Annotated in this window: 25 protein-coding genes; 3 read left to right on the top strand and 22 right to left on the bottom strand. The window is 66.9% G+C overall.

Translation table 11 applies throughout. The features are described 5' to 3' along the window. Positions 1–237 precede the first annotated feature (237 nt). A complete protein-coding gene (locus tag DK368_RS09540; protein WP_240002419.1) occupies positions 238–1,248 on the bottom strand; it encodes a hypothetical protein in 1,011 nt (336 codons plus the stop codon). Between the two features lie 83 nt (positions 1,249–1,331). Beyond that, positions 1,332–1,652 carry a DUF6166 domain-containing protein gene (locus DK368_RS22360; protein ID WP_155524534.1) on the bottom strand — a complete coding sequence of 107 codons (321 nt, stop codon included), beginning with the start codon at positions 1,650–1,652 and terminating at the stop codon, positions 1,332–1,334. A 244-nt stretch (positions 1,653–1,896) separates the two neighbouring features. Between DK368_RS22360 and DK368_RS09550 the strand changes: the two genes are divergently transcribed. Further along, entirely contained in the window at positions 1,897–2,487 is a 591-nt protein-coding gene (locus DK368_RS09550) for a lysozyme family protein (protein WP_114393702.1), read from the top strand. Positions 2,488–2,491: 4 nt separating this feature from the next. Here the strand turns inward: DK368_RS09550 and DK368_RS09555 are convergent, their stop codons facing one another. From DK368_RS09555 to DK368_RS09585, 7 genes are all read right to left on the bottom strand, one after another. Continuing rightward, on the bottom strand, positions 2,492–3,037 hold the full coding sequence (locus DK368_RS09555) for a MerR family transcriptional regulator (protein ID WP_114393703.1): 546 nt from the start codon (positions 3,035–3,037) through the stop codon (positions 2,492–2,494). Between the two features lie 8 nt (positions 3,038–3,045). Continuing rightward, on the bottom strand, positions 3,046–3,351 hold the full coding sequence (locus tag DK368_RS09560; RefSeq protein ID WP_114393704.1) for an integration host factor subunit alpha: 306 nt from the start codon (positions 3,349–3,351) through the stop codon (positions 3,046–3,048). A 128-nt stretch (positions 3,352–3,479) separates the two neighbouring features. Next, positions 3,480–4,454, bottom strand: a complete 975-nt coding sequence (locus DK368_RS09565; RefSeq protein WP_114393705.1) for a beta-ketoacyl-ACP synthase III — start codon at positions 4,452–4,454, stop codon at positions 3,480–3,482. Beyond that, positions 4,454–5,518, bottom strand: coding sequence for a phosphate acyltransferase PlsX (gene plsX / locus DK368_RS09570; RefSeq protein WP_114393706.1), 1,065 nt, complete (start codon positions 5,516–5,518; stop codon positions 4,454–4,456). The genes DK368_RS09565 and plsX overlap by 1 nt, the downstream gene beginning before the upstream one ends. 32 nt (positions 5,519–5,550) lie before the next feature. Next, on the bottom strand, positions 5,551–5,745 hold the full coding sequence (gene rpmF / locus DK368_RS09575) for a 50S ribosomal protein L32 (RefSeq protein WP_114393707.1): 195 nt from the start codon (positions 5,743–5,745) through the stop codon (positions 5,551–5,553). 141 nt (positions 5,746–5,886) lie between these two features. Continuing rightward, entirely contained in the window at positions 5,887–6,483 is a 597-nt protein-coding gene (locus tag DK368_RS09580) for a YceD family protein (RefSeq protein ID WP_114393708.1), read from the bottom strand. After that, positions 6,483–7,052 (bottom strand): ubiquinol-cytochrome C chaperone family protein, encoded by a 570-nt coding sequence (locus DK368_RS09585; RefSeq protein WP_162305951.1) that lies wholly within the window; start codon positions 7,050–7,052, stop codon positions 6,483–6,485. Before DK368_RS09585 ends, DK368_RS09580 begins: the two co-directional genes overlap by 1 nt. A gap of 222 nt (positions 7,053–7,274) precedes the next feature. Here DK368_RS09585 and DK368_RS09590 point away from each other — a divergent pair, with 222 nt between their 5' ends. Beyond that, positions 7,275–7,745 carry an outer membrane protein assembly factor BamE gene (locus tag DK368_RS09590; RefSeq protein WP_114393762.1) on the top strand — a complete coding sequence of 157 codons (471 nt, stop codon included), beginning with the start codon at positions 7,275–7,277 and terminating at the stop codon, positions 7,743–7,745. A gap of 90 nt (positions 7,746–7,835) precedes the next feature. Here the strand turns inward: DK368_RS09590 and DK368_RS09595 are convergent, their stop codons facing one another. From DK368_RS09595 to rpiB, 11 genes are all read right to left on the bottom strand, one after another. Continuing rightward, a complete protein-coding gene (locus tag DK368_RS09595) occupies positions 7,836–9,959 on the bottom strand; it encodes a sodium-translocating pyrophosphatase (protein WP_114393710.1) in 2,124 nt (707 codons plus the stop codon). Positions 9,960–10,218: 259 nt separating this feature from the next. Continuing rightward, on the bottom strand, positions 10,219–10,677 hold the full coding sequence (locus DK368_RS09600) for a flagellar basal body-associated FliL family protein (RefSeq protein ID WP_114393711.1): 459 nt from the start codon (positions 10,675–10,677) through the stop codon (positions 10,219–10,221). Positions 10,678–10,765: 88 nt separating this feature from the next. Beyond that, positions 10,766–11,788, bottom strand: a complete 1,023-nt coding sequence (gene thiL / locus DK368_RS09605; protein WP_114393712.1) for a thiamine-phosphate kinase — start codon at positions 11,786–11,788, stop codon at positions 10,766–10,768. Beyond that, a complete protein-coding gene (nusB, locus tag DK368_RS09610; RefSeq protein WP_114393713.1) occupies positions 11,785–12,315 on the bottom strand; it encodes a transcription antitermination factor NusB in 531 nt (176 codons plus the stop codon). The genes thiL and nusB overlap by 4 nt, the downstream gene beginning before the upstream one ends. 29 nt (positions 12,316–12,344) lie before the next feature. Beyond that, positions 12,345–12,794 carry a 6,7-dimethyl-8-ribityllumazine synthase gene (locus DK368_RS09615; protein WP_114393714.1) on the bottom strand — a complete coding sequence of 150 codons (450 nt, stop codon included), beginning with the start codon at positions 12,792–12,794 and terminating at the stop codon, positions 12,345–12,347. A gap of 29 nt (positions 12,795–12,823) precedes the next feature. Continuing rightward, positions 12,824–13,981: a 3,4-dihydroxy-2-butanone-4-phosphate synthase gene (gene ribB, locus DK368_RS09620; RefSeq protein WP_114393715.1), complete on the bottom strand. Its 1,158-nt coding sequence runs from the start codon at positions 13,979–13,981 to the stop codon at positions 12,824–12,826. A 2-nt stretch (positions 13,982–13,983) separates the two neighbouring features. Next, complete coding sequence (locus DK368_RS09625) at positions 13,984–14,574, bottom strand: riboflavin synthase (RefSeq protein WP_114393716.1); 591 nt, start codon at positions 14,572–14,574, stop codon at positions 13,984–13,986. A 113-nt stretch (positions 14,575–14,687) separates the two neighbouring features. After that, a complete protein-coding gene (gene ribD / locus DK368_RS09630) occupies positions 14,688–15,839 on the bottom strand; it encodes a bifunctional diaminohydroxyphosphoribosylaminopyrimidine deaminase/5-amino-6-(5-phosphoribosylamino)uracil reductase RibD (RefSeq protein WP_240002420.1) in 1,152 nt (383 codons plus the stop codon). 17 nt (positions 15,840–15,856) lie between these two features. Continuing rightward, the gene (gene nrdR / locus DK368_RS09635) at positions 15,857–16,324 is read right to left on the bottom strand and encodes a transcriptional regulator NrdR (RefSeq protein ID WP_114393718.1); all 468 of its coding nucleotides are present in this window, start codon (positions 16,322–16,324) and stop codon (positions 15,857–15,859) included. 95 nt (positions 16,325–16,419) lie between these two features. Further along, positions 16,420–17,709, bottom strand: coding sequence for a serine hydroxymethyltransferase (gene glyA / locus DK368_RS09640; protein WP_114393719.1), 1,290 nt, complete (start codon positions 17,707–17,709; stop codon positions 16,420–16,422). Positions 17,710–17,738: 29 nt separating this feature from the next. Further along, positions 17,739–18,182, bottom strand: coding sequence for a ribose 5-phosphate isomerase B (gene rpiB, locus DK368_RS09645; RefSeq protein ID WP_114393720.1), 444 nt, complete (start codon positions 18,180–18,182; stop codon positions 17,739–17,741). 527 nt (positions 18,183–18,709) lie between these two features. Between rpiB and DK368_RS09650 the strand changes: the two genes are divergently transcribed. Further along, positions 18,710–19,150: a Ros/MucR family transcriptional regulator gene (locus DK368_RS09650; protein WP_114393721.1), complete on the top strand. Its 441-nt coding sequence runs from the start codon at positions 18,710–18,712 to the stop codon at positions 19,148–19,150. Between the two features lie 74 nt (positions 19,151–19,224). On the opposite strand, the gene DK368_RS09655 is transcribed toward DK368_RS09650, so the two are convergent. Continuing rightward, positions 19,225–19,437 (bottom strand): DUF6898 family protein, encoded by a 213-nt coding sequence (locus DK368_RS09655; protein WP_114393722.1) that lies wholly within the window; start codon positions 19,435–19,437, stop codon positions 19,225–19,227. A 7-nt stretch (positions 19,438–19,444) separates the two neighbouring features. Then, complete coding sequence (locus DK368_RS09660; RefSeq protein ID WP_114393723.1) at positions 19,445–19,921, bottom strand: MarR family winged helix-turn-helix transcriptional regulator; 477 nt, start codon at positions 19,919–19,921, stop codon at positions 19,445–19,447. Positions 19,922–19,975: the final 54 nt, after the last annotated feature.

Raw genomic sequence — 19,975 nt, forward strand, 5'->3', positions numbered from 1 at the left:
CGCAAGGACGGGTCAGCCCCCAGCCGACCGTCACCTCCCCAATCCAGACATCTCAACATCACCACTGTGGTGCCAGAGCGGCCGGCACTCGCCCTGCGCATCGGCCCGCCCCGCCATCGCCTGTCGAGGCATGGACCCAACGACCTTGGCGCGGACCGTGCGTCCGCGACCGTGCGTCTACGAAAGCGCGCGGGCAACGGCCGGGATCACCCTGTCGGGCATCCCGGCCGCCACCTCTCAATGCCCCAGCCGGCGTGGCGTGACGGGCCGCAGATCGCCGCGCCATTCCAGCAGCTCGGCCTCCACCCGTTCGGCGGCACGCTGGTCACGGAAGCGCTTGCGGGCACGGCCGGGCTCACCGCGCGCCAGCATGATCTCCAACCGCTTGGCCACCTGCGGCTCGGCCGCCACCGCCTGGCGCCAGCGCTCCATGCGGATGTCGGCCACGGCGTCGACAATGCCCTGCATTTCCGGCCTCCGGCCGAGCTTGACCATGGCCGGGGTCAGGCGGACGGCGGCGGCAGCGGCCACCTCCTCCGGAATTGCGGGAAAAATGTTGCGGACGGCGGACAGCAGCACCTGCTGCAGATCCGCACTCCGGTCGCGCTTGTCGCTGAGGCGCTGGGTGCGGGCCACAGCCACCAGCTTGCGCTGGTCCAGGGCTTTCAGCACGGCCGTTGCCGTCAGCCGGGCATCGGCGGTCAGCCAGAGCACCGGCCCTGCGGACAGCGCCGCGCGCACCGCCGGCGGCAGATCCGAGTCGTCATCGGTGGTCTCCTCCACCAGGTGCAGGGTCAGCAGCGAGCGCAGGGAGCGGGCGGCGCCCTCCTCCGCCGCCAGCAGCGGGTCGCGTGGCGTGACCTCCGCCGCCAGCAGCGTCCGCAACAGTTCCTGGTCGCCATTGGTCCAACGACGGCCGGCCCGCAGGCGGTGCGCCCGCTCGGCCACCACGGCGGCGGCGGCGGCATGGTCCGCCGCCGGGATCACCGTGACCACCTGCCAGACAGGTCCCTGACGCCGGGCCAATGCCCATCCCGCGTCTACCGGACGGTCGGTGACGAACGCCGGTGCCGGCCACTGTGCCGCCGCGCGCAGGCAACCCTCCGCCAGCGGATCACGATCATGGAAACTCTCGCCGCCGGCTCCCCGGATCACGGTCTCCCAGCCGGCGACCTCCTCGGCCAGGGACTCGGGCATCGTTGCCGGGCGGTTCCAGGCGCCCAGCTTCATAATGGCATCTGATGACATGGATACTCCTTCTGCCATCACTCTAGCATGGAAGCACCGGCGGTGCAGCGTGCAGGCGCGCGAACGATGGACGCCGCCGAGCGTCAGGGCGGGACCGGCCGATTGACCCAGGCATCCACCTCCAACGCCGCCAAACCCCAGGGTCGGTCACGCTCCAGCCGTGACACCACCTCCAGCGCATAGAGCAGGTGCAGGGAGACGGCCCAGCCTTCCCCGACGGCGTCGGTCAAGAGCGCATAAGCCAGTTTCTGGGTTCCCCGGCTCCAGCTTCCCCAATCGAAGTCGGACAAGGGCTCCGGAAACAGCCGCGACTGCAATGCCAACGGATGCCGGCGTCCGTCCGCCGTCACCACCTCGACATGACGGACTCCATCCTGGGTAATCACGCCCGCATATGTCCGCATCGGCCGGCCTTTGAATAAAATTTCAGAAATAATGGCTGGAGTATCTACCCGGAAACGGCACGCCTTTGCAGGCGCGCGAGGTTCTGCCCCGCCGGGGCATCGGGGGTGGCCCGTCCGATACCCCCCGCCGGATGGTGCAGCCCCCTGGGCTGGTCGAACCGATGGTCACGGCGGCTGACCGGTTGACAAGGCGGGGCCGAGCGCTCACTCAATGGCGCAGAAGCCCTGTCCCACCGTCCAGCCAATGTCCATCCTCTCCCGCCGCCATTGCCTGACACAGTTCGCCGGAGCCGGTCTTCTGCTCTGGGCCGGACGGGCCAGGGCCGCCACGGACTTCACCCTGGCCGGCAGTGTCTGGGAACGGACCGGCGCCGTGGCGCGCCTGGACCCTTATCTTCTCTATGCTATCGGCTTCGTCGAAAGCCGGCAGAGCCGCAACGGATTGCTCGGCCCCTGGCCCTACGCCGTCCGCACCCCGGCCGAATCCTATTATCCCGACAGTTTCATGGCGGCCACACGCCTGCTGGCGACCCTGCCCAAGGAGCAGATCACCGACAGCGATCTTGGCTGGATGCAGGTCAATGTGCGCTGGCACGGGCATCGGGTCCCGGATCTGACGCATCTGCTGCATCCGGACATCAATCTGCGCGTCGGCACCGGCATCCTGCGCGAGGCCCTGGCCTCCGCCCCCGGCGATGCGGAACTGGCCATCGGCCGCTACCACACCTGGGCGGATGAGCCGCGCGGCCGCGCCTATGGCGCCCGCGTCCTGTCACTGCGCCGGGACCTGCGCATGCTGGCCGGGCTGCGTCCGGACGGGCCGCTGGAAGGCTGATCGTTTACCCCCGCAACCGCTGCCGGATCGCCTGAAGGTCTTCCAACAGGCCCTGCAGATTGCGACGCACCGCCGCCGGCAAGGCGGACGGGCCTGCACCGGCAGGGTCGAGCGTCAGATCCTCTGCGTCGGGCACGGCGATACCGTCCGGTTCAACAGACATGGAGTCGTCCTCCATCGCCGGTTCGCCATCGCCGGGTTCCGCGTCCTCCCGATCGAACAGCCCGGCGCCGGGTTGCACCGGTCCGGGCATGGCCCCGGCCTCCTGTGCCCGTGTCTCCTTCAGCAGGCGCTGCACGCCCTTGATGGTGTAGCCCTCCTTGTACAGGAGGTGCTGGATACGCCGGAGCAGATCCACGTCGTCGGGGCGGTAATAGCGCCGGCCGCCGCCGCGCTTCAACGGCCGGATCTGGGGAAACTTTGTCTCCCAGAACCGCAGCACATGCTGTGGCACATCCAACTCAGCCGAGACTTCGCTGATGGTGCGGAATGCCGTCGCGGATTTGCCCGCCGGGCGGGGCCGCCCTTCCGGCTCCAGGGTCTCGTTCATGGGCGCGGTCAGGCGTCGTCGGACAGGCGCCCGTTGATCCGGTTCTTCAGCACATGGCTGGCCCGGAACACCAGCACCTTGCGCGGGAGGATCGGCACCTCCTCCCCGGTCTTGGGATTGCGCCCGACGCGCTGGCCCTTGGAGCGGACGGCGAAACTGCCGAAGGATGAGATTTTCACCATGTCGCCGCGGGCCAGGGCATCGGTGATTTCATCCAGCACGCTCTCCACCAGATCGGCGGATTCGTTGCGTGACAGGCCGACCTCCTGATAGACGGCCTCGCTGAGCTGTGCCCGCGTAACGGTATTGGACATGGCGGCGTTTCCCCTCGCACCCTTTAGGGTACGACGGTACTTTGACGCTGGAAATCCGTCAATTCCAGAGAGTTGCCCCGGGATCTTCAGGTCGTGGCATCACCGCCGCACCCGGCCAGGGAACGGCCCTACCAGCGGACCAGAGCGCCACCCCAGGTGAAGCCCCCGCCCATGGCCTCCAGCAGGACCAGATCGCCGCGACGGATACGGCCGTCGAGCACGGCCTCGCACAGGGCCAGGGGAATCGAGGCGGCCGACGTGTTGCCATGATGGTCCACCGTGACCACCACCCGCTCCGGCGGCAGCTTCAGCTTGCGGCCGGTCCCCTCGATGATTCGGCGATTGGCCTGATGCGGCACCAGCCAGGTGATGTCCGCGGCGGTCAGACCATTGGTATCCAGGGCTTCACGCACGACCTCGGCCAGATTGACCACGGCATGCTTGAACACCTCCTGCCCCTTCATCCGCAGATGGCCGACCGTCTGGGTCGCCGACGGCCCGCCATCCACATAGAGCAGATCATGGTGACGGCCATCGGAATGCAGATGGGTGGACAGGATGCCGCGGTCGGCAGCGGTCCCGGGATTGTCCTCCGCCCGCAACACCACGGCGCCGGCGCCATCCCCGAACAGCACGCAGGTGCCGCGGTCGGTCCAGTCCAGGATGCGGGAGAAGGTCTCGGCACCGATGACCAGCGCCGTCCGCGCCTGCCCGGCCTTGATGAAATTGTCCGCCACCGACAGGGCGTAGATGAAGCCGGAACAGACCGCCTGCACGTCGAATGCGGCCCCGCGCGTCATGCCCAGCCGGGCCTGCACCCGGGTGGCGGTGGCCGGGAAGGTGTGGTCCGGTGTGGCCGTGGCCAGGACGATGAGATCCAGCTCATCGGCCGCGACACCGGCATGGGCCAGCGCCGCCAGGGCCGCATTGTAGGCCAGGTCGGAGGTCAGCTCCCCGTCGGCCGCGATATGCCGGCTCTTGATGCCTGTGCGCTCGGTGATCCATTCATCGGAGGTCTCGACCATCCGCGCCAGATCGGCGTTGGTCAGGACACGGGCGGGAAGGTAGCTCCCGCACCCCAGGATTACCGAGCGGATGGCCATCAGAGCGCTGCTGCCTTTGTCGGATCGTCGGGCGCCTGGGCGGCAATGGCCGCCTGGAGCTTGGCAAGCTCGTCCCGGATCTTGTCGTTGAAGCCGTGATTGACCAGGTTCACCGCCGTGGCGATGGCATTGGCGAAACCGATCGCATCGGTGCCGCCATGACTCTTGATGCAGACACCGCGCAGGCCCAGGAACATGGCACCGTTATAGCGGCGGGGGTCGGTGCGCAGCCGCAATTTCTGAAAGGCCCCGCGGGCCAGAAGATAGCCCAGCTTTGCCAGCAGCGAAGAGGAGAAGGTGCGGCGCAGGAACTCGGCATAGAGCTTGGCCGTGCCTTCCGCCGTCTTCAAGGCGACATTGCCGGTGAAGCCGTCGGTAACGACGACATCCACCGTCCCGGCGGCGATGTCATTGCCTTCGACAAATCCCCGGAAATTACGGGCCAGAGGGGTGGCACGCAGGGCGGCAGCCGCGGCACGGATGGAGTCGTGCCCCTTCTGCTCCTCGGAGCCGACATTGAGCAGGCCGACGGTCGGCTCCATCAACCCCAGGATGGTACGGCTGAACACCGTGCCCATCACGGCGAACTGGACCAGATTATCGGCATCGCATTCCAGATTGGCACCGAGGTCGAGCATGACGCTCTCCCCGGCCAGGGTCGGGAAGAAGGAGGCGATGGCCGGCCGGTCGATGCCCGGCAGGGTCTTCAGCACGAATTTCGCCATGGCCATCAGCGCGCCGGTGTTGCCGGCGGAGACAACGCAGGCGGCCTCGCCCGACGCCACGGCGTCGATGGCAAGGCGCATGCTGGAATTGCGTCCCGCGCGCAGCGCCGTGGACGGCTTGGCGTCCATGGCCACAGCGTCCGGCGTGTGCCGGATGCTGGAGATGGGCTTCAGCGCAGGATGGCGATCAAGAAGGACCTTGACGCGCGCCTCGTCGCCGACGAACAGAAAGTCGACATCGGGGCAGCGATCCCGGGCAAGGTCCGCACCGGCGACGACCATGTCAGGTGCATGGTCGCCCCCCATGGCATCCAGGGCGATGCGCAAGCGCGCGGTCACGGCCGTCGAACGTCCTTACTCGATCGATCTGGTCAGGCGGCCGCGGTGGCGGCAGCAGCCTGGGTCACCTCACGGCCGTCATAGTGGCCGCAGGAACCGCAGACATGGTGCGGGCGCTTCAGCTCGCCGCAGTTGGTGCACTCGTTGTAGGCCGAGGCCTTCAGGGCGTGGTGCGACCGGCGCATGTTACGCCGCGACTTGGAGGTCTTCTTCTTAGGAACAGCCATGATCGTACACTCGCAATGTTTTCAGGCGGCCTTTGAGGGCCGCCCGGGCTTGCAACGGTTGAGGCGGCCAGGAGGGGGCCGCCTTTGCAGGAGCGCTTGAATACTGGAAAGCGCCCAGCGGGGCAAGCGCGAAACCCGTATTTATGACGGTCTCTTGAATCGTGCAAGGGCGGCGAACGGATTCTCACGTTCCGCCTCGGGCTCGGACCCCGGTCCGGCTGCCGTCTCGGGCGCCCCCTCCTCGAACTCGATGACCGGCTCGAAGGTCACGCCGGGCTTGCGCGGGTAAGGGTCCAGCGCCAGTGAGAGATGCTGGGCGACAAGCTCGCCGATATCGATGCGCCCGTTGGGCATGGCCTCCGGCACGTCGTCCTCGGCGTCCTCGACGAGGCCGATCTCCTCGTCCTCTTCCTTCGGCAGCAGATGATCCGGAGCATAGACGGCGCTGAATTCATCGCTGACCTGCGTCGGGAACGGGTCGAGCGTGATGACACAGCTCTGCACCACCTGGGCCGCCAGTTCCCCGGTGACGCGGATCAGCTCCCCGCGGAAGCGACGCAGACGCACGGTGGCCGACAGGCTGTCCAGCGCCACCAGCCCGAGCCGGGTCGCCAGCGCTGCCCGCTCCTCCGGTGTCGGCGTGATGGTGAGCGTCTGCCCCTTGGTGGTGACAGTTTCGGCGATGACCGTGCGGGAGAATTCCGGCACCGGCAGGGATGGGGCGGGGGCGTTCATCATCAGACTCCTTGAACAGGCACGGCAGGCAGCGCGGGGAAGAAGGCCTCTCCCGCCTGCAGCCGCTCCAGCGGCTGCGCCTGCAGATGCGCCAGACAGCTGCGGACATAGGCGGCCATGACCGCCACATGCTGCGGCTCGGGCAGCGTGGAACCAAACAGGTTACGGTCGAGCGCCGCCTCCAGAGCGCCCGGCTCGGCCGAAGGGGCCACACCGGCCTCGTAAGCGGCGACACGGCCATAGAAATGGGTGGCCAGGTCCTTGACCTTGGCGCCGATCTTCATGTCGCTGACCCCCAGTTCGCGCAGATTGCGGTCCATATCGGCGAACAGGAAGTCGAACAGGGCCTGATTGAAATCCGCCAGGGCGGCCCCGCCATCGCGCAGGCGGCGCATGACCATCCAGCCATGCAGGGCGATCAGTTCGAACCGTCCCTCCACCGTATCGGGCACCCCCCCCTGCTGCGCTCCCTGGAGATAGAATCCGGGGTCGCGGGATTGCGTCACGATCCGGCCATAGAGCTCGGCGACGATGCGTTGCTGGCGGGACTGGCGGAACAGGCTGGTGATCACGGGCGTCGGTCTTCTCGGATACGCACCATCCGGATGGCCGGAAGGGGCAAAGCTGGGGACAGACATGGGGCTGTCGTTGACATTGCGCCGAAGCCGGTGCCAATGTCACCGGCCAGATAGGGGCCGAAGCCGCGCCCGTCAAGCATGACGGCTGTGCTGGGGTCCCTGCCCGCTCCGCCGCGGACCGGCCAGACCATTCAACAAGCGATGCCAGCCCTGCCCATGCGCAAGACCCAAGCCACCTTCCTGCTGACCGCCGGCCTTCTCGGCCTGGCGCTTGCCGGCTGCACCCCGATCGTGGCGACGCGGGGCAACATGCCCGATGAGAACCGGCTGGCCCAGATCCAGCCGGGCCAGAGTTCGCGCGAACAGGTCCAGTATGTGCTGGGTTCTCCGACCTCCACCGGCACGCTGGACCCGAACACCTGGTACTATATCGGCCGCGTGACGGCGCAGACGGCCTTCTTCGATCCCGAGGTGACGGATCAGAAGATCGTCCGCGTCCGCTTCGACGATCAGGGGCTGGTGTCGGCGCTGGATCGTATCGACGGCAGCCAGGCCGAGTTCATCGACCCGGTCGAGCGGGTCACCCCCACGGTCGGCCACAATCTGGGCTTCTTCGAGCAGCTGCTGGGCAATCTGGGCCAGACGCCGAAGAAGAAGGACGACAAGAAGAAGAAAAAGGGCGGCTGACCGGTACCGGCCGGCCTGAAGCCTCCCCCTCTGCAAAGCATGAAAAAGCCCCGGAAGGCACGCCTTCCGGGGCTTTTTCGTTACCGCACCTCAGCTGTGGGCCAGAATGGCCAGCAGCAGCAGGGCGACGATGTTGGTGATCTTGATCATCGGATTGACGGCCGGGCCGGCCGTATCCTTGTAGGGATCGCCGACGGTGTCACCGGTCACGGCCGCCTTGTGGGCGTCGGACCCCTTGCCGCCATGGTGACCTTCCTCGATGAACTTCTTGGCATTGTCCCAGGCACCGCCGCCGGAGGTCATGGAGATGGCGACGAACAGACCGGTGACGATGACGCCCAGCAGCATGGCGCCGACGGCGGAAAAGGCGGCGCCCTTCTGCCCCGACACGGCATAGATCAGGAAATACAGCACCACCGGCGCCAGCACCGGCAGCAGCGAGGGCACGATCATCTCCTTGATCGCGGAGCGCGTCAGCATGTCCACGGCACGGCCGTAATCGGGCTTGCTGGTGCCGGCCATGATGCCGGGATTCTCGCGGAACTGGCGGCGAACCTCCTCGACCACGCTGCCGGCGGCCCGCCCCACCGCGGTCATGCCCATGGCGCCGAACAGATAGGGCAGCAGGCCGCCCAGGATCAGGCCGACGACGACATAGGGGTTTGCCAGCGAGAAATCGACCGTCACGCCCTGGAAATAGGGATAGCGCGACGGATCGGCCATGAAGAAACGCAGATCCTCATTATAGGCAGCGAACAGCACCAGCGCCCCCAAACCGGCAGAGCCGATGGCATAGCCCTTGGTCACGGCCTTTGTCGTGTTGCCCACGGCATCCAGCGCATCGGTGGTGACACGCACCTCCTTAGGCAGATCGGCCATCTCGGCGATGCCGCCGCCATTGTCGGTCACGGGGCCATAGGCGTCGAGCGCCACCACCATGCCGGCCAGGGCCAGCATGCTGGTCACGGCAATGGCGATGCCGAACAGGCCGGCCAGCAGATAGCAGACGATGATGGCGACGCAGATGACGATGGCCGGCAGCGCCGTCGACTCCATCGACACGGCCAGCCCCTGGATGACGTTGGTGCCGTGCCCCGTGGTGCTAGCCTGGGCCACCGACTTCACCGGGCGGTAGTTGGTGCCTGTGTAATATTCGGTGATCCAGACGATGAGGCCGGTAACGGCCAGACCGACCACGCCGCAGAGATAGAGGCTGAGGCCGGTGAAGCTCTTTGTCCCCACGGTGAAGGCCGTGGCGAAACCGTCGGGCAGGACATAGGCGGTGACGGCGGCGATGGCCGCCAGGGACAGCACGCCACAGGCGATGAAGCCCTTGTACAGGGCGCCCATGATGTTGCCGCTGGCACCCAGTTTCACGAAATAGGTGCCGATGATCGAGGTGATGATGCAGACGCCGCCGATGGCCAGCGGATAGACCAGTGCCGATTGCAGCAGGTCCTGCCCCACGAAGAAGATGCTGGCCAGCACCATGGTGGCGACCACGGTGACGGCATAGGTTTCAAACAGGTCGGCGGCCATGCCGGCGCAGTCGCCGACATTGTCGCCCACATTGTCGGCGATGACCGCCGGATTGCGCGGATCATCCTCGGGGATGCCGGCTTCGACCTTGCCCACCAGATCGGCGCCCACATCGGCGCCCTTGGTGAAGATGCCGCCACCCAGACGGGCGAAGATGGAGATCAGCGAGGCGCCGAAGCCGAGCGCCACCAGCGCATCGATCAGGCTGCGGCCCTCCACGCCCATGCCGCGCAGGACAGTGTAGTAGCCGGCCACGCCGAGCAGGGCCAGACCGGCCACCAGCATGCCGGTCACGGCCCCGGCCCGGAAGGCGATGGACAGACCCTGCGTCAGCCCCTGGCGGGACGCCTCCGCCGTGCGGACATTGGCCCGCACGGACACGTTCATGCCGATATAGCCCGCCGCCGCGGACAGCGCCGCACCGATGACGAATCCCAGGGCGACCAGCCCGCCCAACAGCCAGCCGACCAGAATGGCGATGACGACGCCGACGATGGCAATGGTGGTGTATTGGCGATTGAGATAGGCGCCCGCCCCGATCTGGATGGCGTGCGCGATTTCCTGCATGCGGGGATTGCCGGGACTGGCGGCAAGCACGGATCGTGCCGTTATCGCCCCGTAGATGATGGCGAGCAGACCGCACGCCAACACGAAGTACAGCACTCCTGTGGTCATGACGTATCCTTACCCTGTTTGCGGTACCGAAGATTGGTTTGTCCAGACGGTGTCTGGCCGGCACTCTGATTGTCTGGGGAGACTGACACGGCTGACAATGTGTGGCAATCGCGCAGGGATGCGACATGGGCGACCATACAACCCAGAACAGGGCGGACGCGCATGACCGGCGCGCAGCCATGGGCTGGCGCTGTCGACCTGCCGACGCAGTCGATCGGGGGATCTGGGGCGGTCGCCGGGGAGAATCCCGGGATGCGGGTCAGAATGCAGGGCGCTGGCTGACCGACTGGATCAGTACATCCTGGACCAGACCGGGCTTCAACACCTTGCCGGTGGCTTCCACCAGCTTCTGCTTGACCTCGGGGATGTTGAGGATCTGGCCGTCGACCACATGCCCCTGCTCGACGCTGCCATAGAGGGCGGCCACATAGGCGTCGATGAGACGCGGGCGCTGATCGGCGACCTCGTCCCGCACGCTTTCGCTGGCCACCTGCAAGGAGACGGTCAGCACGATGTTCTGCTCGATCCGCTTGGCGTTGATGACCGGGATCATCATCGGGCCGACATTGACATAGACGGGCGGCCCGCTGGGCTCGGGCGGCTTCTTCTCCGCCTCGGCCTGTTCATCCCCATGCTTCGGCCCGAACAGAAGGAAGCCGCCGACGGCGGCACCGATCAGCACCAGGAGCGCGACAACGAGCAGGATGATCTTCTTCATGGCTCCGGGATCTTCCACGGTCAGGGGGCGGAGTATAGGCGAAAGCGCCGTCCGGCGTAGCCCCGAATCGCCGCCCGGGTCGCCGGAGTCAGAAGTGCTGCCAGCCACCGGCTGCCAGATCCAGGACCGTTCCGTCGCGGTCCTGCACCTGTACGCCGCTGCCGGCCTCGACCCGCCCCACCTCGGTCACCTCCACGCCGGCCGCGGCGGCGGCCTGGCGCAGCGCCTCCATCCGGGCGGGTGCCACGGTGAAGGCCAGCTCATAATCGTCACCACCGGTCAGCATCGTCGCCATCAGATCCGGCACCTGTGCCAGCAGCGTCGCCGCGGCATCGGACACCGGCACCCGGGCGGCCTCGATAATCACCCGCACCCCGCTGGCACGGGCAAGATGAGCGAGATCGGCCACCAGACCATCGGAAACGTCCACAGCCGCCGATGCCGACATCCGCAGCGCCGGAGCCAGGGCCAGCCGCGGCTCCGGCCGGCGCAACCGGTCTACCAGCATCTCGTAAACAGAGCGTTCATGCGGCGCATCCAGCTGGCCCAGCACCAGCCGCAGACCCAGGGCGGCATCGCCGATGCTGCCGCTGACGACGACACGATCCCCCGGCCGGGCACCGGCCCGCCGGACCATGCTCCCCTGGGGGACCAGTCCGAGCGCACTGAGCGTCAACGCCACCGGCCCCTGGGTGGACACCGAGTCGCCACCCAGCAGATGGATGCCCCAGCGGCGCTGCCCGTCCGCCAGTCCGGCGGCGAACCGGGCCAGCCAGTCCTCCCCCGTGCCCTTGGGCAGGGCCGTGACCAGGCTGTACCCCAGCGGGGACGCCCCCTTGGCAGCCAGATCCGACAGGTTGACCGCCAGCAGCTTGAGGGCGATGTGTTCCGGTGGATCGGAGGCGAGGAAATGCACCCCGGCCACCATGGCGTCGGTGGTCACAACCAGCTGCTGTCCGGCCGGGACATCGACCAGGGCGGCATCGTCGGTGAGATCGAACGCGCCTGGAAAGTCGGCCGCCAGCGGACGCAGATAGCGTTCGATGCGGCCGAATTCGCCCAGCGCCGCCTGGACGGCGGAGGATCCGGGGGACGGCGTGGCCGCCGTCACTGCCTGGGTGCCATCTCGGCCGGACGCAGGGTCCGGGCCAGACGGTCGAGCACGCCATTGACCATGCCCGGCTCCTTGCCGGCGAAGAAGGCATGGGTCACGTCGATATAGTCATTGACGATGATCGACGGTGCCACGGCGGTATTGCCCAGCAATTCCCAGGTGCCGGCCCGCAGGATGGCCCGCAGCAGCAGTTCCATGCGGTCCAGGGACCATTGGCCCGACAGCACGCCGGACAGCATCTGGTCGACCTCGGCCACCCGGCCCTGCACACCGCGCACGATATCGGCGAACAGTTGCGGCTCGGCGGTGACGAACACCTCGCCATCCTGCTCATGACCGATGCGGTGGCGGACGAACTCACCGATCACCGTCTCGCTGGAGGTGCCGGCCAGATCGATCTGGTAGAGTGCCTGCACTGCCGTCAGGCGGGCCGCGCTGCGCCGGGCCTTGGCGGAGCCGGTCGGCTTGATCTTCTGCGGCGGGGGCTCGACCTTGGGAGCTTCGATCTTCTTGCGGGGCGGCATGGGCGGCAAACCTTGGAACGCGACGGAAATCAGAGGCGGAACTGGCGCTTCAGCTGGATCATGTCAAGGCAGGCGCGCGCCGCACCCCCGCCCTTGTCCTTGTCGGTGATCCTGGCCCGGACCCAGGCCTGCTCGTCATTCTCGACGGTCAGGATGCCGTTGCCGATGGCAAGGCAGTGGCGCAGGGCCAGATCCTGCAGCGCCCGGGCGCTTTCATTGGCGACGGTGTCGTAATGGGTGGTCTCGCCACGGATGACGCAGCCCAGAGCGACGAAGCCGTCATAACGGCGGCGGCCGGACTGGGTCTCCATGGCCTCCACCGCGAAGCGGATGGCAGCCGGGATCTCCAGGGCGCCGGGAACGCTGATGCGCTCATAGCTGGCGCCCGCAGCCTCGATGGCGGCCACCGCCCCTTCCAGCTGGGCGTCGGCGATATCCTCGTAGAAGCGGGCTTCGACGATCAGGATGTGAGCGGCCATGGCAGTCATTCCTTGAATATCCTCCCGCCTCAACGCTGGGCCGGGCTGGACAAGGCGGTGGGTATGGACGTGTGGCCGACGATGGTCAAGCCGTAACCCTCAAGCCCGACGACGGTCTTGCGCGAGTTGCTCAACAACACCATCTCGCGCACGCCGAGATCGTTGAGGATCTGGGCACCCACGCCGTAATCCCGCAATTCGCCGGCCGGATGGTCACCGCCATCCATGGCGCGCAGCCGGTCGGCCAGCGAGAAGGGCTGGGCGTCACGCAGCAGCACGACCACGCCGCGCCCCTCCCCCTCGATCATGCGCATGGCGGCCTGAAGCTCGCCGCCCGGCCCGTGCCGGCTGTCGCCCAGCAGGTCCTTGACGATATCCAGCGCATGCATGCGCACCGGTACCGGTCCGCCGGTGGCGACATCGCCCTTGACCAGGGCCACATGCTCGGCGCCGCTGATACGGTTGCGGTAGACGATCATCTCGAACCGGCCACCGCAATGGCTGTCCAGCACCGTGCGGTAGCTGCGCTCCACCAGCGTCTCGGTGCGGCGGCGATAGGCGATGAGATCGGCGATGGTGCCGATCTTCAGCCCGTGCAGCTGGGCGAAGGTCACCAGATCCGGCAGCCGGGCCATGGTGCCGTCGTCGTTCATGATCTCGCAGATGACGCCGGCAGGCGTCAGCCCGGCCAGACGGGCGATATCCACCGAGGCCTCGGTATGGCCGGCACGCACCAGCACGCCGCCGTCACGGGCCAGCAGCGGAAAGACATGGCCGGGGCTGACGATATCGGCCGGCTCTGCCGCGGGATCGGTGGCGACCTGGATGGTGCGGGCGCGGTCGGCGGCGCTGATGCCGGTGGTCACACCGGTGCGCGCCTCAATCGACACGGTGAAGGCGGTCTGGTGGCGGGTACCGTTCTGCTGCGCCATCAGCGGCAGGCGCAACCGCTCGATCTGGCGGCTGTCCATGGCGAGGCAGATCAGGCCGCGGCCGAATTTGGCCATGAAATTGACGGCCTCGGGCGTGGCCATCGGGGCCGGGATCACCAGATCGCCCTCATTCTCCCGGTCCTCATCATCGACCAGGATGAACATGCGGCCCTGACGGGCCTCCTCGATCAGCTCCTCGGTACTGCTGAGGGCGGGACGGTCATCGACCGGCAGGCGGGCATCGGCGGCGGCCATGGTCACAGATCCTTTCCCGTCAGGCGGGCGACATAGCGGGCCAGCATGTCCACTTCGAGATTGACCCGAGCTCCCGGCCCTAGCCGGCCGAAAGTGGTCTTCTCCGCCGTGTGCGGGATGATGTTGATGCCGAACACGGCGCCGTCGACCTCGTTGACGGTCAGCGACACGCCGTTCAGCGCCACCGACCCCTTGGGCGCGATGAAGCGGGCCAGACTGTCGGGCGCACGGAAGCGCCAGCGGTGGCTGTCGCCTTCGGGCGTCATCGACAAAACCTCCGCCACCCCGTCCACATGGCCATAGACCAGATGGCCGCCCAGCTCGTCGCCCAGCTTCAGCGACCGCTCCAGGTTCAGCGGCGTGCCCACGGCCCAGTCACCGGCCGTGGTCTTGGCCACCGTCTCGGCCGAAACGTCGACGCGATAAGCGCCGGACAGCTTCTCCACCACGGTGAGGCAGACGCCGTTGGACGCAATGGACGCTCCCAGCGGCACCTGCTCCAGGTCGAAGCCGGTCTCGATGGTGAGGCGGAGATCGCCGCGGCGCTCGATGGCGGCGACGCGGCCGATGTCGGTGATGATGCCCGTAAACATGGCGCGTAAAGTAGAACCGCCGCCCCGATTGTGCGAGGCCTAATCCGTTGCGCCCGGCGCATGCCCGCTCGCCGTGGGACTGCGGCATGCGGCAGAACCGCACGCCACCGGGATCAGAGACCCCGGACCGGGCTCCGCCGGTAGCGTTCCAGCACGTCCACACCCGCCATCCGCACCTCGACCCGCTGGAAACGGCGGGCATCGGCCAGTTGGTCGATGCCGAACGCGGCCACGCCACCCAGCCCGTCGCCGCCGATCACCAGCGGCGCCCGGAACCACTCCACCCGGTCGACGCAGTCGTCCTGCAACAGCGAGGCAGCGAGCCGTGCCCCCCCCTCGGCCAATACCCGCGTGATCCCCTGGGCCGCCAAGGACGCAAGGGCGGCCCGGGCCGGCAACTGCCCGACACCGTCGGCGGGCACGGTCAGCAATTGCACGCCGCAGTCGCGGAAGGCACGGGCGCGCACGGCCTCGCAGCCATCCTCCAGCGTCACGATCCAGGTCGGCGTCTGTGTGGCGCCGCGCACCAGCCGGCTGGTCAGGGGCAGCCGCAGCCGGCTGTCCACCACAACCCGGACCGGCGAACGCCCGTCCAGCCCCGGCAGACGGCAGGTCAGGTCCGGGTCGTCGGCCAGGGCGGTGCCGATCCCGACCATGATGGCATCATGCCGGGCCCGCAGGGCGTGCCCCCAGGCACGGGCGACATCCCCTGTGATCCAGCGGCTCTGGCCGGTATGGGTGGCAATGCGCCCATCCAGGCTGGTGGCCAGCTTCAGGCTGACCAGAGGCCGGCTCTCCTGGATACGACGGAAGAATCCCTCATTAAGCGCCACCGCCTCGGCCTGCAGCAATCCCACATCGACCTGGATGCCGGCGGACCGCAGGCGGGCGATCCCGCCACCGGACACGCGCGGGTCGGGATCGACACAGGCCACGACGACACGCGCGACCCCGGCCGCGATCAGCGCCTCGCTGCAGGGCGGCGTCTTGCCATGGTGGTTGCAGGGTTCCAGGCTGACATAGGCCGTGGCGCCGCGGGCGGCCGCACCGGCCAGGCGCAACGCCTCGGCTTCTCCATGGGGGCGGCCACCAGGACCGGTGGCGCCGCGGCTGAGGACGTACCCGTCCTTGACCAGCACACAGCCGACCGAAGGGTTGGGCCAGACACGGCCGAGGCCCCGCTCGGCCAGAGCCAGGGCCGCGGCCATATGCGCACGGTCGGCGTCGGAGAAGACAGGCGGAGCAACAACAACAGGGGGGGCCATGGACAGGCCAGCCTCACTCAGTCGGCGTCGAGCACGTCGGCGCGCAGGGTCTCGACGAACTGGTTGAAGTCCGCCACCTCACGGAAATCCTTATAAACCGAGGCGTAGCGGATGTAGGCGACCTTGTCCAAGGTGGCGAGGCTGTTCATCACCATCTCGCCGATCTGGCTCGACGGAATCTCCGTCTCGCCCGACGATTCCAGTTGGCGCACGATGCTGTTGACCAGACGGTCGATGCGGTCGGCGTCCACGGGCCGCTTGCGCAGCGCGATCCGCATGGAGCGCAGCAGCTTTTCCCGGTCGAAGGGTTCGCGCTGCCCCCCGCTTTTCACCACGGTCAGTTCACGCAGTTGCACCCGTTCGAAGGTGGTGAACCGCGCCCCGCAGGCCGGACAGAAGCGGCGGCGGCGGATGGCCGAATTGTCTTCGGTGGGACGCGAGTCCTTCACCTGGGTATCATCGTTGCCGCAGAACGGGCAGCGCATAGTCCCCCCTCCCCTTCAACACGCCTGCACCGACATGGACAAGGCCGGCACCGGACTAAGCCGGAGGCGGGCCGGCGCCCGCCTCCGGATCGAGATCAGCGGCCGGCGTAGATCGGGAAGCGGGCGCAGAGCTGCTGCACCCGCTCGCGCACCGCCGCCTCGACCGCGCCGTTGTTCTCACCATTGGCGGCGAGACCATCCAGCACCTCGACAATCATGTCACCGACCTGCGCAAACTCGGCCGTGCCGAAGCCGCGGGTCGTCGCCGCGGGGGTGCCCAGCCGCACGCCGGAGGTCACCATCGGCTTTTCCGGATCGAAGGGAACGCCGTTCTTGTTGCAGGTCATGCCGGCATGCTCCAGCGCCTTCTCCGCCGCCTTGCCGGTCAGCTTCTTCGGGCGCAGATCCACCAGGACCACATGGCTGTCGGTGCCGCCGGAGACGATGTCCAGCCCGCCGGCCACCAGCCGCTCGGCCAGCACCCGGGCATTGTCGACCACGGCCTGGGCATAGGTCTTGAACGCCGGAGTCAAAGCCTCGCCGAAGGCGACAGCCTTGGCGGCGATGACATGCATCAGCGGACCGCCCTGCAGGCCGGGGAAGACAGCCGAGTTGATCTTCTTGCCCAGGTCCAGGTCGTTGGACAGGATCATGCCGCCGCGCGGGCCGCGCAGGGTCTTGTGCGTGGTGGTGGTGACCACATGCGCATGGGGGGTCGGGCTGGGATAGACACCGGCCGCGACCAGACCGGCAAAATGGGCCATGTCGACCATGAAATAGGCCCCGACCTCGTCGGCAATGCGACGGAAGCGGGCGAAGTCGATGGTGCGGGGATAGGCCGAGCCGCCGGCGATGATCAGCTTGGGCTTGTGCGCCCGGGCCTTGGCCTCGACATCCTCATAGTCGATGAGGTGGGTGTCCGGGCGGACACCATAGCTGACCGGCTTGAACCATTTGCCCGACTGGTTGGCCGGCGCGCCGTGGGTCAGATGGCCACCGGCGGACAGATCCATGCCCATGAAGGTGTCGCCGGGCTGCAGCAGGGCCATGAACACGGCCTGATTGGCCTGCGCGCCGGAATGGGGCTGCACATTGGCGTAGGCGCAACCGAACAGGGTCTTGGCCCGTTCAATGGCCAGGCTCTCGGCGATGTCCACGCACTCGCAGCCGCCATAGTAGCGCTTGCCCGGATAGCCTTCGGCATATTTGTTGGTCAACACGGAGCCCTGCGCCTCCAGCACAGCGGCGGAGACGATGTTCTCCGACGCGATCAGTTCGATCTGATCCTGCTGGCGCTTCAGTTCGGCCCGGATGGCCTGATGCAACTCCGGATCGGCCTCGGCCAGACCGGCGGTGAAAAAGCGGGAGCCCTGGTGCATGTCCATCTTTCTGGTCCTCTCAGTCCGGAGGTCGCTCAACTGAACTTGGCGACACGGGCGGCATGGCGGCCGCCTTCGAAATCCGTGGCGAAAAAGGCCGCCACACAGTCCTTGGCCACCTCAATCCCCGTGGTCCTGGCGCCGAGGACCAGCACATTGGCGTTGTTGTGCTGACGGCTGAGACGGGCATCGGTGCTGCTGTGGCACAGGGCCGCCCGCACATGGCGATGCCGGTTGGCGGCGATGCTGATGCCGATCCCGGTGCCGCAGATCAGCACGCCCAGCGTGGCGCGGCCATCCGCCAAGGCCGCGGCCACGGCATCGGCGAAATCCGGATAATCGACGGAGGCCGCGCCATCCGTCCCAAGGTCGAGAACCGTCCGCCCCTGCCCTTCCAGCAGGGCGCGCAGGGCCGCCTTCATTTCAACGCCCGCGTGATCGGAGGCTATGGCGATGGTGATGCTGTCGGTGCTGCTCATGATCCCGGCCCCGCGAACCCCGTCCCTGGCCCGGTTGATCCAGACATTGGGGGTTCATGATGCGCGGGACCCTATCAGATGATGCCAAACGACACCAGACGAGCCGCCGCGCAGCTTCGCAGAGCGGCCCTGCCGGTCGCGCGCGCCTGCGGCGACCCTGCGGCGACATTGCGGGGCATCCCTGTGCATGGCCGATGTGCCGGTCAGCGGCCATCCGTAAACCGAAGACGAATCGGCAGGGTCACCAAAAGAAATCGCATGGCAAAACGATAGGCAATGGCACCATGACGGATTCATCCCCGCCACATGCCCACATATCACCCCCAAAAGTTCTACTACAGTTGGCCGATATCCCTGGATTGATACACATTGTCCGGCGCCAATCTATGCGTATTCTCGCTCATGGACTTCAACCAGCAATGCCATCAAAGTAAATCGACGTATTATGATCTGACTTTTTCATTGACAGCTCAGAAGCCATCTGCGAAGCCAAGAGCACCCGATTCACGAACACCAGGGTTGCCGCAATGACCGATCAACCGGGAAACGACCTCCAAGTCGCAGAGTTTCTTCGCATGACGGCGGAGATTGTTTCCGCCTATGTGGGGAAGAACTCGCTGCCGACTCAGCAGATTCCGGAGGTCATCAATACCGTCTACAGTTCGCTGACGGGCTTGCAGGGAGCCCCCCGCGAACCACAGACCGAGCCACCCCGCCCCGCCGTTCCCATCAAGAAGTCCGTCACACCGGAATACATCGTCTGCCTTGAGGACGGGAAAAAGCTGAAGATGCTGAAGCGGCATCTGCGCTCGACCTACAACATGACCCCGGATGAATACCGGGCCAAGTGGGCCCTGCCCGCCGATTACCCGATGGTGGCGCCGAACTATGCCGCCCAACGGTCGGAATTCGCCAAGAAGATCGGCCTGGGGCGCGGCGCGGCCAGGACCCCCCGACGCCGCGGCTGACCCGCCCATCCGTCGGCACCAGCGCAAAAGGCCGCCCATCGGGGCGGCCTTTCGGCTTTAAGGTTGAACGGGTCCTAAGGACCCGCCTTCGACAGCATATAGTTGAGTTTGCGCAGCGCCGTCTGGACCAGGGCCGCGCGCCCGGCCCGGGAAGGGCCGGAGATCACCACTTCCGTCCCGGTCCGTGGATCGATGGCGGCGACACGGACCGCGGCACCGATCTGCTGGAATTCCAGCAGGACATCCTGTTCGCCGAGCGGGCGACCTCCGGGAACGGTGCCGGCCATGACCGTCTCACGCAGCCGATGTCACCGCGGGGAAGGCACCGTAATCCAGCGACGAAGACCAGAACCGCTCCAGCTTGCGCATGGTGTCATTGGCCTTGGCCAATTCATCCGGCGTCAGACCGATCCGGTCCAGCATGTCCACCTGCCGCTCGAACAGCGCACTGATGCGGTCGCGCAGCGCCAATCCCTTGTCCGACAGTCGAACCCGCACCGAGCGACGGTCATGAGCCGACCGCTCCTGGGCAAGATAGCCGTTCTCGTGCATTTTCTTGACATTATAGGAAACGTTCGACCCGAGATAATAACCGCGGGCCGTCAATTCCCCCACCGTCAAATCATCGTCGCCAATGTTATAGAGGATCAAGCTCTGCACATTGTTGATATCCTGAACCCCAAGCCGATCCAGTTCCACCTTTAGAACCTCTAGAAAATGGCGGTGGAGCCGTTCAATCAGCAGGATGCTATCGTAGTAGGGTTGCCGCAAAGCCGTCTCCCTTAGTCCCTAACCGTGAGGCGTCTTGCCTATGTCGATGGCCGT

Source organism: Oleisolibacter albus (assembly GCF_003336875.1).
Taxonomy (GTDB): domain Bacteria; phylum Pseudomonadota; class Alphaproteobacteria; order Azospirillales; family Azospirillaceae; genus Niveispirillum; species Niveispirillum album.